Raw genomic sequence first — 14286 nt, forward strand, 5'->3', positions numbered from 1 at the left:
AACCTTTTTATTTTTTCCTCTTTTCTTTTTACTCAAACTCAGCACGAAGAACATCCAACAGATGATCTACCGTCTCCTCCTCAAGGTCAGCCTTTTCAATCAGCATCTCACGTGGAGCATTGAGAACAGCCTTGGCTGTATCCAGACCAATAGCCTTGATAGCGTCGATCACCCACTGGTCGATCTCATCAGAGAACTCATCCAGATAGATATCCTCATCGGCCTCGTTTTCACTAACAACGCGGAATACGTCGATGGTATACTCTGTCAGCATAGAAGCCAGCTTGATGTTCATACCACCACGACCGATGGCCAGAGAAACCTCCTCGGGCTGCAGATAAACCTCTGCCTTACGGTTCTCCTGATCAAGAACGATGCTTGAAACCTTAGCAGGACTCAACGCACGCTGGATATAGAGCTGTACATTGCTTGAGTAGTTGATTACGTCGATATTCTCATTGCAGAGTTCACGAACGATACCGTGCACACGGCTACCCTTCACACCAACACAAGCTCCAACCGGGTCGATACGCTCGTCATAGCTCTCAACGGCCACCTTGGCACGATCGCCTGGCATACGGGCCACTTTCTTGATGGTAATCAGACCGTCGTTGATCTCAGGTACCTCGGCCTCGAGCAGACGCTCCAGGAATACAGGACTGGTACGAGAAAGGATGATGCGAGGATTATTATTCTCGTTCTGCACTTCCTTCACAATGGCACGAACGGTTTCACCTTTGTGGTAGTTGTCTGAAGGAATCTGCTCCTGCTTAGGCAGGTGGAGTTCGTTACCCTCGTCGTCCATCAGCAGCACCTCGCGCTTCCAGATCTGGTAAACCTCACCGCTAACAATGGTATTCACCTTATCCTTATACTTCTGATAGAGAGAGTCATGCTCCAGCTCAAGAATCTTAGAAGCCAAAGTCTGACGTAGATTCAGGATGGCACGGCGGCCGAACTTAGCGAACTCAACCTCCTCAGAGACCTCCTCGCCAACCTCGTAGTCGGGTTCGATCTTCTGAGCCTCGCTCAGTGCAATCTCCTTATTCTCGTCCTGCACATCACCGTCAGCCACAACCACACGGTTACGATGAATCTCAAAGTCGCCCTTGTCGGGGTTCACAATCACATCAAAGTTCTCATCCGAACCAAACATCTTAGCGATCACATTACGGAAGCTCTCCTCCAGAACGCTCACCAACGTGGTACGGTCGATGTTCTTTGTCTCTTTGAATTCCTGAAAGGTCTCAATCATTGAGGGGCCTTTCTCTTCTTTCTTAATTGCCATTGTCTTATTTTTTATTTTTATTCATTAGCTTACTTAAATGCCAACAGATACTTGGCATACTTGATTTGATCCATCGAGAATGTCTTATCCACATCCACCAGCACGGGGCGCTTCTTTCCTTCCTGTTTCTGCTTTTCGCGAACAGTCAGCACAAAATCGCGTCCTTCAACCGACTTCAGGACACCCTGTATCTTCTTACCATCGAGCCCAAGAACCTCCAAGGTATCACCAATATGATTCTGGTACTGCTGAGCCACCTTGAACGGTTGTCCAAGTCCAGCGCTGCCAACCTCCAGTTCATACTCTCCGAGCTCTTCGCCCAGACGCTCCTGAAGGAATCGGCTCAATTCCGCACAATCTTCAATCCACACACCGTCTGCATGGTCAATCTCAATGACGATTCTGTCATTGGCCACAAAATTAATGTCTACCAGGAAATAGTCGTTGCCCTGCAACCACTCTTCCGTCAATGCTTGAATAGTTTCCTTATTTATCATCTAATACATATTAATATCGAAAATGAGAGACTCTTTCGAGCCTCTCATTCCGCTGAACGGGTGCAAAGGTAAGCATTTTCCCGCTAACTACCAAATATTTAGCTGTTTTTTTACGCAATATAGCTGAATATTTCTAATTCCTTCTGTTTCAGAGAGATATTTCCAAATGGTTTCTTGTCGATTCTGATGACTGAAGAAGTATCCTTGCCCTTCTTGGGAGTCAGCAATTTTTGATACTCCTCAGGCGACTTCAGCAGCCTTTCGGCCTCTTTCAGCTGGCGATCGAAATTAAGTCCGGCCTCGATAGCGCCCGACTGATAATAGTAGGCAGCGATAATGTCCGCTTCAAGAATATGCATCAGCACCGTCTTATACTTCTCCAAATCAACAGCCACGTCATGGTTCAACTTCGATTCGAGCGTATCGAATGCCTGCTTGGCATCGTCATAATACCCTTCAAACTTAGCCGTCTTCACCAGTTCGGCAAACTGTTTCTTGCTCACGGGGTCGTAGGTGAATCCGCTCTTAATGACACGTGCCTTGAACTCCTGCCAGTCAGCATCAGTCAGATGGAACTCCGACGCAGAAGCGATTACAGGATGTTTGGCGATGTAGTCTACCACATAGTCGAACATCACCTCCGTAGAGTCCTGACCACTGGCCGAGAGATAGAAGGCGATGTTGGGAATCGTATCGGCCTTCACCTCAACATCCGGTTTAATACCACCGCCATCACGCACCTCACGACCGCGACGGGTATAGAACACCTTTGTCAACGAATCGGGTATATGCTCACGATAGCCGCTTCCGTCGTGCTTATAGTTTATCGCCTGAATACAACGCCCGCTGGGGATGTAGTATTTCGAGGTCGTCACCTTCATATTTGTATTGTAAGGCAAGTCAATAGGAACCTGCACCAATCCCTTTCCATACGTGCGCGTACCTAATATTATACCTCTGTCCAGATCCTGAATGGCACCACTGGTAATCTCGCTGGCACTGGCCGTCTCACCATTCACAAGCACCACCAGCGGCATCACCGTGTCGACAGGTTCCACAGTGGTCTTATATTCCTTATTCGCCTGTCTCACCTTACCGCGATTTGCCACCACCGTAATTCCTTTCTGCAGCCACAGGTTCAGGATATCGACAGCCTCCTGCTCTGAGCCGCCGCCATTACCGCGAAGGTCAAGAATCAGCGAAGTCGCCCCCCTCTTCTTCAGATCCACGAAAGCACGACGCATTTCCTTGGCGCATCCTTCCGTAAACTGGTTCAGGTTGATGTAGCCGATATTGCCGTCCCTCATACCATAGTACGGCATCTCAGGCAGTTTGATGTTCCTGCGGGTAATCTTGAAACTCATCAGTTTGCCTGTCGACGGACGCATCACCTTCAGCAGGAAGCTCGTGCCAGGCTCACCACGCAGATGATCACTCACATAGCCCACCTGCTTATCCGTCATCATCGAGTCGTCGATGCTCAGAATCACGTCACCCTTCTTCAGCCCAGCCTCAGCTGCCGGCATATTAGCATAGGGTTCATCAATCACCACGCGATCCAGTTTCTGGTGCTTTCTGATAAGAGCGCCGATACCGGCATACTTACCCGTGAGCATCATTCTCAGGTCCTTCGTCTCGTCCTGAGCATAATATTCCGTATAAGGATCCAGCCTGCGAAGCATAGCCGTGATACCCGTACCGATGGTTTCCTTCGGGTTCAGGGTGTCCACATAGAGCAGCTCCAGGTTCTTATACACGTGATTAAAGATATCAAGATGCTTCGCCACCTCAAAGTTGTGGTCGTTCGTTTTCTGAGCCTGTGCCGTCATCGAAACAACCATCATCATCAGAACGGGTATGATATGTCTTCTCATAACTTCCTTAAGTTGATAAATACAGCTGCAAAATTACATGATTATCTCAAGAAAACGTTCTTTTTCCCTCCTTTTTTGCAAAAAATTTAAGTTTCTATGAATTTTTTCGCTTAAAAGTTTGGTAGTTTCAAAAAATCGCCGTACTTTTGCACCCGCTTAACAGCAAGACCTGCTTCAGTAGCTCAGTTGGTTAGAGCACCTGACTGTTAATCAGGGGGTCGTTGGTTCAAGCCCATCCTGAAGCGCAAAAGTCCCAATCGAAAGGTTGGGACTTTTTTTGTATTTAACAAAAAAATAACATAGGTTTAATCCTTTTTGTTAATGAAAACATCTATCTTTGCACCATCAATTAACAAATTAATAAAGATAGATAATGATGAAAGCAATAAATAAAACATCGATTGGTATTGTATGCGTACTCCTTTGTGTTCCATTCCTGCACATGATTAATAATCTCCATTTCATGGGTTGGGCATATATGGCAGGCAGCGCATTTTATGTTGCCATATTGTTCTCTATGGCGATTATCTTACTTAAATATGCCACATCCAAAGAGCAGATGCAATTATCGGGCACATTGTTAAAGAGTGCATGTAAATATTGGGCCATCGCCTTTGCCGTCATGATGCTGATTCTGGTGTTTGCCAAATATTTTATTATGAATTAGTCTTCATCGGGAGTAAATTATATCAAGAGAAATCTAACACCTTTTTTCTTTTTTGCCATAGGAAACACCATTGAGAGCACGTAATTTTTATTTTTTGATTAATTATTCTTTATTTCTTTTCTCATTTTTGAATAACTCTATTTTTTTTTGTACCTTTGGGGCAAAATATTTCTAAAAATATGGCAAAGAAAATGGAACAGATAGAATCGGTTAACAGATAGTTATATGGATTGCATATTTGATATAAATGATACTAATGACATGTATACAAAAACGGCTTTTCCTATATATGAAGATGGTAATATGTATACAAAAACGCCAAATCATATACATGTTAATCATCATATAGATAAGTTAAAGAAAAGATATATTATTGACAATGACGTTCAAAAAGACAGAAAAGGAAATCATTAAAGCCATTGTGAAGTACGACGAGGATGCCCAGAAGATGGGGCTGAGTACTTACGAGTATGCTTTCTATACAGCGGTAGCCAACAATGAGAGTGCCAAGGAATTGATGGGCAAGGATAAACTGCGGGAACTGGCAGTCGTACTAACAGAGACCATTCGTAAGAATGCTTCCATCGACTGGACTATCAAAGAAAACGTAAGAGCCAAAATGAAAGTTGCCGTCAAACGACTACTACGTAAGTATGGCTATCCGCCTGATATGCAATTGTTAGCAACGGAAACCGTATTGAAGCAGGCTGAAAAGATTGCAGAAGAAATAGTCAATAATGATTAAGTATCTCTTTATGAAAACTTTGATACTACTTAGCCGAGGACTGGCGGGCAACGCCTCTCTGTTCGTCATCGCCGTTGCAGTGATAACGTTCTTCATACCAGAATTGTTTGTATGGGTGCGTGGCACCACTCAGACGGTCATCCTGGGCATCATCATGCTCACGATGGGACTGACCCTTACCACCGATGATTTCCGCATATTGGCCCGTCGGCCGTTTGATATCCTTATCGGCGCATGTGCACAGTTCTTCATCATGCCCTGCGTGGCATACCTGCTGGTAAACGTTTTCCGGTTGGAGCCTGCATTGGCATTGGGCATCCTGCTGGTTGGCTGCTGTCCTGGCGGCGTGTCGAGCAACATCATGTCATATCTCTGTCATGGCGACGTGGCCTTCAGTGTTGGAATGACCTGTGCCTCAACCCTTCTGGCTCCAGTCATGACACCACTGCTGATGGAGCTTACGGCAGGTCAGATTATCGAGATCGACGCTATCGGCATGTTCATTAACATCCTGATAGTCACCATCATCCCCGTTGGCTTGGGCTGTTTTCTCAACTATATCTATTCTAAGAGCAAACACTTCCCCACCATCCAGAGCCTGATGCCAGGTCTCAGCGTAATATGTCTGGCATGCATTGTTGGCGGTGTCATCTCAACGGTTCACGACGACCTGATTGCTCGCGGACTATGGCTATTCCTTTGGACGTTTGCCGTTGTGTTCTGCCACAACACCCTAGGTTATATCCTGGGCTACACGTCGGGTCGGTTAGCAGGATTCAACCAAGCCAAGAAGCGCACCATCTCTATAGAGGTAGGCATGCAGAACGCCGGTCTTGCCACAGTCCTTGCAGGTAATTTCTTTGCCGCCCAGCCACTGGCAGTACTTCCCTGTGCCATCAGCTGTGCCTGGCACAGCATCAGCGGAACCATTCTGGCAGGACTGTTCCTCCGCCGCGACAAGCACTAAGCCCCAATATCAAACCAATAAAACAGATAGAAGATGACTGCCAAGGAAGTGAGAACCTACATGGAGTCGATGCGAGACGAAGCGCAACGACAGATATTAATGCGATTCTTCAAGACCGCAGAAGGAGAATATGGCTACGGCGATGAGTTCTTAGGACTGAAAGTGCCTCAGACAAGAGAGGTCGTCAAGGCCGCATGGAAAGACTTCCCATTAGACGAGGTTCCCGAACTGCTAATGAACCGCTGGCACGAAGTGCGCCTCTGTGGTTTCCTGATTCTTGTGGAAAAGTTCGAACGGCTGGCCACCAAACGGCTGGAAAACGACGCATCCGCCATACAGGGCCGCGATGAAATCCTGCTGATGTATCTCAAATATGCCGACCAAGCCAACAACTGGGACCTGGTAGACCTCTCGGTTCATAAGATTCTTGGCCACTGGCTGCTTCTGCCCTCAAATCTTGGCAATCGTGATTACAAGCAAACGATTCTCGACGAGCTGGCCCAGAGCAAGAGTCTCTGGCGACAGCGCATGAGCATGGTCTGCTCCTGGAAGACCTCCCAGATGGGCGACCCCTCTTGGTGCCTGCGCTATGCAGAGATCCATCTGCACCACCCACACGACCTGATGCATAAGGCTGTTGGCTGGATGCTCCGCGAGATGGGCAAACGGGTCTCGATGGATATGCTGAGAGACTTCCTTAGCAAGCATGCCCATGAGATGCCTCGTACCGCCCTCCGCTATGCCATCGAAAAGATGTCAGACGATGAGCGCCAGTATTGGATGACGTACAAAGCAGAGTTATAAGGAAAGAATGCCCAGTCGGCGGAACCAGACGGTTTGCACGACACCTCGTGTGACCAGATAGACGACCTGGGCAAGCCACAACGCATGATTACCGATGAAACCGCACAAAACATAATATGTCGAAAAGAACAGTAAGGCCGCTATGAACGAGGAGACCAGCATGCCACGGGTAGCAGTGATGCCCACGAAAACGCCATCCCAGATAAACGCCATCACCCCAGCAGCAGGAATCAGCCATGCCCACCAGATAAACGCATGAGCCGCCTCCCTCACCTGAGGCTCGTCAGTCAGCAGACGCACCAGCCACTCACCACCAAAAATATATACTAAAGTATAGACACCCGTCACTATCGACGCCCACATCCAAAGCCGTTGCAAGGTCTCACGGAGGGCAATAGTGTTACGAGCGCCAAAGGTCTTCCCGCCCAGGGCTTCGCCCGCATAAGCAAAGCCATCCATGAAGTACGAGAAAAACAGGTAGAGCTGCATCAGCACGGTATTCACTGAGAGGATGACCGCTCCGCTACGAGCACCCGCAGAGGTGAAAAACAAATTGACAGCTACCAGACAGAGCGTGCGCAGAAAGATGTCGCGGTTCACCTTGAAGAATACGCCGATATGACGGAACAGCCGTTTACGCTGGAAGTAGCGCGACAACCGCCCATAATACCTCATCAGCAACACAACGGCCACGATGAAACCGGCATATTGCGCAATGACCGTACCCATAGCCACACCCTCTATCTTCAGTCCGAAGCCATAGACCAGCGTGAGTGAAGCCAGAATGTTGACGATGTTCTGCATGATACTGATAAACATCGGGATACGGGTGTTCTGCATACCGATAAACCACCCCGAGAGACTATAGAGCCCCAACATGGCAGGCGCTCCCCAAATCACGATATCAAAGTAAGTCGAGGCAAACGGCGCCACATCAGCCGTAGGGCCGATAAACCAGAACATGAGCCATTTCATCGGTGTCTGTAGCACGATAAACAGCAACGCTATCCCCAGAGCAATCGCCACCGAACTCACCAGCAGCCTCACCACCTCTGCCATATCCCTGCGCCCCAAAGCCTGCGAGGTGAGACCACTCGAGCCCATACGCAGGAATCCGAAGAGCCAGTAAACGAGGTTGAAGATCATCGAGCCCACCGCCACTGCGCCGATATACACAGCGCTGCCCATGTGCCCCACGATGGCCACATCAATCATTCCCAACAGCGGCACCGTGATGTTCGATACGATGCTGGGAATGGCAATTTGAAGTATTTGATGGTCTCTTTTGTTCATTTTCGTTGCAAAGTTACGCTTTTTATTTCTATATGTTTGGCTTTTATCTTGTTTTTTCGTAATTTTGCACCCAAAATTCCGAAGAAGTATGAATATAGAAGCATTGATCAGCAAAGCTGCAGGCGAGGCCGTGAAGGCGCTCTATGGCATGGATGCCACAGAAAAGATGCTGCAGCTGCAGAAGACGAGAAGTGAGTTTGAGGGTAACCTGACACTGGTAGTATTCCCATTTGTAAAGGCCGCTCGAAAGAGCCCTGAGCAGACCGCTCAGGAGATTGGCGAGTATCTGAGTGCCCACTGTTCGGCCGTAGAGAAGTTCAACGTTGTAAAGGGCTTCCTCAACCTGAGCATTGGCGACGGCGCATGGGTAGAGCTGCTTGGCGCCATCGATAAGGACGAGCACTTCGGCATGAAGCAGGCCACCGACGATTCACCCCTCGTGATGATCGAGTATTCTTCACCCAATACCAACAAGCCCCTCCACCTCGGCCATGTGCGCAACAACCTGTTGGGCTGGTCGCTGGCCCAGATTATGGAAGCCAACGGCAACAAGGTGGTAAAGACCAACATCGTGAACGATCGCGGCATCCACATCTGTAAGTCGATGCTTGCCTGGCTGAAGTACGGCAACGGCGAGACACCAGAGAGCTCTGGCAAGAAGGGCGACCATCTGATTGGCGACTACTACGTAGCCTTCGACAAGCACTACCGCGAGGAAGTGAAAGAGCTCGTGGCTCAGGGCATGGACGAAGAGAAGGCCAAGCAGGAAGCCCCCCTCATCAAGGAGGCTCATGAGATGCTGGTAAAGTGGGAGCAGAACGACCCAGAGGTGCGCGCCTTGTGGGAGAAGATGAACAACTGGGTATATGCCGGCTTCGACGAGACCTACAAGAAGATGGGCGTAGGCTTCGATAAGATCTATTACGAGAGCCAGACCTACCTCAAGGGTAAGGCAAAGGTAGAAGAAGGCCTTGCCAAGGGCCTCTTCGAGCGCCACGACGACAACTCCGTATGGGCCGACCTCACCAACGAGGGCCTCGACCAGAAGCTGCTGCTCCGTAGCGATGGCACCAGCGTTTATATGACTCAGGACATCGGTACGGCTGAGATGCGCTTCCAGGACTACCCCATCGACAAGATGATCTACGTAGTGGGCAACGAGCAGAACTACCATTTCCAGGTGCTCTCTATCCTCCTCGACCGTCTCGGCTTCAAGTGGGGCAAAGAGCTCGTCCACTTCTCTTACGGCATGGTAGAGCTGCCCAACGGTAAGATGAAGAGCCGCGAGGGAACCGTAGTCGACGCCGACGACCTGATGCAGCTCATGGTAGAAGATGCCTACAAGACCTCGATGGAACTGGGCAAATTCGACGATATGACCGAGGAAGAGCGCCGCGAGATAGCCCGCATCGTAGGTATGGGCGCCCTGAAGTACTTCATCCTGAAGGTCGATGCCCGTAAGAACATGCTCTTCAATCCAGAAGAAAGTATCGATTTCAACGGCAATACAGGCCCCTTCATCCAGTACACCTATGCCCGTATCCGCTCCATCCTCCGCAAGGCAGGCGACCAGGCCAACATGGGCACAGCAGCCATCAGCCTCAACGAGAAGGAGGTAGAACTCATCCAGAAGATGAACGAGTTCGGCGCCGCCGTCGAGCAGGCCGGCAAGGACTACTCGCCCTCAGGCATTGCCAACTACTGCTACGAGCTCACCAAGGTGTTCAACCAGTTCTACCACGACTACTCCATCCTCAACGAGGCCGACGAGCAGAAGAAGCTCTTCCGTCTGGTTCTGGCCAAGAACGTAGCCAAGATCATCAAGAACGCCATGAGTCTGCTTGGCATCGAAGTTCCTGAGCGAATGTAATGCAGAACCCTCCAGACTATAGACACGACACCGTACTGCCCTTACCTCCCGAGGTAAAGGCAGACGCGTGGGCTGTCGACGCCGCCTGTTCAGGCAACCCCGGCCCCATGGAGTATCAGGCCATCGACCTCCAGACGGGCTATCAGGTGTTCCACTACGGCCCCGTCCACGGCACCAACAACATCGGCGAGTTTCTCGCCATTGTCCATGCTTTGGCATTAGCATGGCAGCAAGGTCTTCACGACAAGACCATCTATTCCGACTCCTACAATGCCATCCTCTGGGTTCAGAAGCGTAAGTGTAAGACCAAGCTGGAGCGTACGCCCCAGACAGAGCCCCTGTTCCAGATCATCGCCCGCGCCGAGCGATGGCTTCAGACCCACAACTACCGCAACCCCATCATCAAGTGGGAAACCCAGAAATGGGGCGAAGTCCCCGCCGACTTCGGCAGAAAGTAGCATCGCTTTTTGTATCCGAGATATGAAAACAACCAAGACCATCATCATCGTCATCCTCTTTGCGGCAGGCCTGCTGGCAGGATGTGGAGACAAGAAGACAGACCAAGCGTTGTCTTATATCGACACATTGATGAGCCATCAGCCAGACTCTGCCCTTCACGTGCTCGACTCTCTGATGGTCGAGAAGCCCCACTGGGTCAGAAGCCAACGTATGCGCTACGACCTGTTGCGACTCAAGGCCGAGAATAAGGCCTACGTTCCTTTTTCTTCCGATTCCATCGCCCAAGCCCTCGTCAGCTATTACAACTTCTGGGGCAATGCCAACGAGCGCATGATGGCCAACTATCTTCTCGGTTGCGTCTACCGCGACCTTGGCGATTCCCCTCGCGCCATCGACGCCTATCAAACCGCCATCAGCAAAGCAGACACCACCAACAGCAACTGCGATTTCTATACTTTGAGTAGTATCTATGGGCAAATGGCAGATGTGTTCTATAATGAACTATTGTTGTCAAAGAGTATAGAAGCCCGAAAACATTCCAGTCACTACGCATACTTAGCAAAAGACACTTTCAATGCAATCTTTAGTCTAGACAAATCAACATCAGCATACATTTTACTAGATAAAAGAGATAGCGCAGAAATAATTCTTAAAAATGTTCGGTGTTGGTATTTACAAAACAACTATATTCAGAATGCCCTGCAATCTTCAACAAAGATGATGTTGATTTATGCGCAAGACACAAGTAAATTGTCTGACACAAAACAGCTAATAGAAGAATATGAGGCAAAATCTGATTTCCTGAGAAATAATCACGAACTTCCACCTGTAAAGCGACAATTCTACTATTATAAGGGAGAATATTATGATCAAATCAATAATTTGGATTCAGCAGAATATTATTATCGGAAAGTGTATAGACCAGATATGTCTTTTGCAGAACAAGACCCAATGTTTAGAGGGCTTTTAAGTATCTTCCAAAAACGCCATCAAGCCGATTCTATCGCAAAATATGCCCAGCTCTATTGTGAAGTAAATGATTCTTCTATTGCAAAGAAAGATCAGGAGATTACTGCCAAAATGGCTGCTACATACAACTATGGCCATTACCAAAAAGAAGCATTGGAGAGCGAGTCAAAGGCCAACATCACTCGGATAATTCTGCTTTCTTTTATCTTTCTTGTAATTATTGTCACTCTTTTCTTATGGAACAAATACCAAAAAGTCAAGAAACAGCGGCAACAGGAATTAGAGAATCTTAAGGCCGAGCATGTTCGTGCCACAGATGAATATAGCCGCAATCTCTATACCATGCAACTATTAGACAAGACCCGCCAACAGGACATTGCATTAATGCAAAAAGATAACATCGAGTACGAAGAACAAATGGCTGAGCTCAAAGAAGAGAATCGCAGATTGGCGAAACTTATTAAAAACATAGAACAGCAAAACGGTATATTGAGATATTTAGAGAACACGAACGAGTTTATGCAAACGCGGATTGTTAAGCGGCTAAAGATGCTGGAACTCAATCCCCTCTCAAGTATGAAAGAGGCAGACTGGGCAGAACTTGACGCAGAAATCAGGAAGTTCTTCCCTGATCTGATAATCGATATTCATAACGCTCCAAACATTTCAAAGCAGAAAACCCGAGTATGCTTCCTTGTGATTCTACAAATATCCGACAGTTGTATTGCAAACTGGCTCAACCTGAAGCCCAGCCGAATCAGCAACATCAAATCAGAACTGAACGAAGTCTTTTTCGCAGAAACGTCTGCCCGCACATTATACAACAATTTAAGACAGAAATACAATATCATCTCTAGCAGAAAATAGCTCATCAGGGATTAAAATCCCCAAAAGTGAATTCGAGTGAATTATTTTTTGGAGAAGAACTGCTTAAGTCCAAGAAAACCAGTATATAAAGGACAATACAGAATTAACATTTCTGCTTTAACATTCCAAAGTGAATTGGAGTGAATTAATAAAGCATCCTCTGTTTTAAGGAGTTTTTCATATCGTCTATTTTTGCAATCGCAAATAACTTTAAATTGCAAAAATATGACAAAGAAAAAACTATTAGTAATTTCGTTAATGACTGCACTGCTTTCATTATCAAGCGTACACGTAAATGCGCAAACCCCTAGTATTATTGACTTAGAAGTTGGGTATTATAATGAAATATGTATTTTTCATACGTTTTCTTTTGTCAAACTGCAAAAAAACATTAACTTTGCACAGAATCATGCAAGATTTTGGCATTCACGCAGTTCTATATAAAAAACCATTAAAATTATAAAATAATGAAAAAAGCTATTATAAAACTCGGAGTATTTCTGTTGGCCGTTCTTCTTCCAATAGGATGCAGCAGCGATGATGAGCCGATTAATGAGAAGCCAGAAGTAGAGACTCCGACAGATCCCGATCCTGAGGAGCCTGAGAATCCAACAACTCCGTCCGACAGTATGGTGGTTGAGATGCTGCCCCAGACTCGTGCCATAGAGCTGACACAGGAGCAGAAGGCGTTTGTGGCTATGAACAACGACTTCTCGTTTAACCTCTATCGAGCCATTCAGGCGGCAGACAACAAGAAAAGCAACATCACCTCGCCCCTCAGCGTAGCCTATGTATTGGGGATGCTCAACAACGGCGCTACCAGCATCACAGCCAAGGAGATTGCAAAGGTGCTGGGCTTTGGCGATGGCGATAAACAGGCCATCAACAACTATTGCAAGACCTTGATAGAGCAGGCTCCCATAACCGACCCGTCAGTGACGCTTCAAATAGCGAATATCGTCGCCGCTAACCAGAATGTGAATCTGGAGGACACCTATAAAAAGAATGTCACGGACTATTATTCTGCAGAAGTGGCATCGCTCGACTTCTCACAGAAATCATCCGTAGACTATCTGAACGGTTGGTGCAACGAGAAAAGCATGGGTATGATTCCTGAGATTATAGAAAACCTGAATCCTCAAGACCTGCTGGTACTGATGAATGCGGTGTATTTCAAAGCCACATGGACTAAGAAGTTTGACGAGAAGGAGACTAAAGACGAGGCCTTCACATTGGCTGACGGCACCAGCACGAAACTGCCCATGATGCACTGCAAGGCCCTAATCCGATATTGCAGCAACGACATTTATTCTGGCATCAGTCTGTCTTTTGGCAGTGGTGACAAGTGGGACATGAAGGTTCTCCTGCCTGAGAAGGGAAAGACGGTTGACGATATTATCAACAGTCTCACAAGCAACTCCTGGGGGCTGAACTTCGGAGGGATTGCCATCGTAGACATCAAGATTCCGCGCTTCACCACCAAGAGCGACGTCACGCTCAATGACATGATTGCTAAACTGGGAGCGCCATCGATATTCGATCCCCAAAAGGCAGACTTCTCACTGATTAGTAAGAATCAGAAACAGTTCTTCGTGAGCCAGATAAAGCAGAAGGCGGCCATAGAGGTTTCCGAAGAAGGCACTAAAACAACAACTGTTACTGTAGAAAGAGGCAATGGATTTGCTCCTTTGGAGCTATTAGAATGTGACTTCCACGCCAACCGTCCGTTTGTCTACGTCATACAGGAGGCCAGCAGCAATGTCGTCTTCTTCATCGGTACATTCCAAGGCAACTAGTTGTATAATATAATTCTATTGTCCACATGACAGGACACGAAGCTATTCAGCTAAAGGCGCCATCCTTCATTCAAACAGGATGGCACCTTTTTATACATATTCTTCCCGAAGCATACGCTAAAGAATCTTAAATTCACAACAGAATCATGCAAGATTTTGGCATTCACGCAGTTCTATATAAAAACCATTA

At 47.5% G+C, this 14286-nt stretch carries 12 protein-coding genes and 1 tRNA gene; 9 read left to right on the top strand and 4 right to left on the bottom strand.

The features are described from left to right. Nucleotides 1-28: 28 nt before the first annotated feature. The 3 genes from nusA to T325_RS03950 all read right to left on the bottom strand — a co-directional run bounded on the left by nusA (nucleotide 29) and on the right by T325_RS03950 (nucleotide 3659). Nucleotides 29-1288: a transcription termination factor NusA gene (nusA, locus tag T325_RS03940; protein WP_036910605.1), complete on the bottom strand. Its 1260-nt coding sequence runs from the start codon at nucleotides 1286-1288 to the stop codon at nucleotides 29-31. A gap of 29 nt (nucleotides 1289-1317) precedes the next feature. Then, entirely contained in the window at nucleotides 1318-1785 is a 468-nt protein-coding gene (gene rimP, locus T325_RS03945) for a ribosome assembly cofactor RimP (protein WP_036910608.1), read from the bottom strand. Between the two features lie 110 nt (nucleotides 1786-1895). Further along, nucleotides 1896-3659, bottom strand: coding sequence for a S41 family peptidase (locus T325_RS03950; RefSeq protein WP_036910610.1), 1764 nt, complete (start codon nucleotides 3657-3659; stop codon nucleotides 1896-1898). A 171-nt stretch (nucleotides 3660-3830) separates the two neighbouring features. Here T325_RS03950 and T325_RS03955 point away from each other — a divergent pair. From T325_RS03955 to T325_RS03975, 5 genes are all read left to right on the top strand, one after another. Further along, a tRNA-Asn gene (locus T325_RS03955) sits at nucleotides 3831-3904 on the top strand. Between the two features lie 128 nt (nucleotides 3905-4032). After that, the gene (locus T325_RS03960; protein WP_036910611.1) at nucleotides 4033-4326 is read left to right on the top strand and encodes a hypothetical protein; all 294 of its coding nucleotides are present in this window, start codon (nucleotides 4033-4035) and stop codon (nucleotides 4324-4326) included. A gap of 379 nt (nucleotides 4327-4705) precedes the next feature. Beyond that, nucleotides 4706-5071 (top strand): type I restriction enzyme endonuclease domain-containing protein, encoded by a 366-nt coding sequence (locus T325_RS03965; RefSeq protein WP_036910613.1) that lies wholly within the window; start codon nucleotides 4706-4708, stop codon nucleotides 5069-5071. A 10-nt stretch (nucleotides 5072-5081) separates the two neighbouring features. Then, nucleotides 5082-6038 carry a bile acid:sodium symporter family protein gene (locus tag T325_RS03970; protein WP_036910862.1) on the top strand — a complete coding sequence of 319 codons (957 nt, stop codon included), beginning with the start codon at nucleotides 5082-5084 and terminating at the stop codon, nucleotides 6036-6038. A gap of 33 nt (nucleotides 6039-6071) precedes the next feature. Then, nucleotides 6072-6842 carry a DNA alkylation repair protein gene (locus tag T325_RS03975; RefSeq protein ID WP_036910615.1) on the top strand — a complete coding sequence of 257 codons (771 nt, stop codon included), beginning with the start codon at nucleotides 6072-6074 and terminating at the stop codon, nucleotides 6840-6842. Here the strand turns inward: T325_RS03975 and T325_RS03980 are convergent. Continuing rightward, nucleotides 6837-8135 carry an MATE family efflux transporter gene (locus T325_RS03980; RefSeq protein ID WP_036910617.1) on the bottom strand — a complete coding sequence of 433 codons (1299 nt, stop codon included), beginning with the start codon at nucleotides 8133-8135 and terminating at the stop codon, nucleotides 6837-6839. The genes T325_RS03975 and T325_RS03980 overlap by 6 nt on opposite strands. Nucleotides 8136-8223: 88 nt before the next feature. On the opposite strand from T325_RS03980, the gene argS reads away from it, so the two are divergent. From argS to T325_RS04005, 4 genes are all read left to right on the top strand, one after another. Then, nucleotides 8224-10005: an arginine--tRNA ligase gene (argS, locus tag T325_RS03985; RefSeq protein WP_036910619.1), complete on the top strand. Its 1782-nt coding sequence runs from the start codon at nucleotides 8224-8226 to the stop codon at nucleotides 10003-10005. Beyond that, a complete protein-coding gene (locus T325_RS03990) occupies nucleotides 10005-10463 on the top strand; it encodes an RNase H family protein (RefSeq protein WP_036910621.1) in 459 nt (152 codons plus the stop codon). Before argS ends, T325_RS03990 begins: the two co-directional genes overlap by 1 nt. Nucleotides 10464-10485: 22 nt before the next feature. Next, entirely contained in the window at nucleotides 10486-12300 is a 1815-nt protein-coding gene (locus tag T325_RS03995; protein WP_036910624.1) for an ATP synthase subunit B family protein, read from the top strand. A 467-nt stretch (nucleotides 12301-12767) separates the two neighbouring features. Continuing rightward, entirely contained in the window at nucleotides 12768-14096 is a 1329-nt protein-coding gene (locus T325_RS04005) for a serpin family protein (protein ID WP_051949687.1), read from the top strand. The last annotated feature ends 190 nt before the right edge of the window (nucleotides 14097-14286 follow it).

It is taken from the genome of Prevotella sp. FD3004 (assembly GCF_000746155.1).
GTDB lineage: Bacteria > Bacteroidota > Bacteroidia > Bacteroidales > Bacteroidaceae > Prevotella.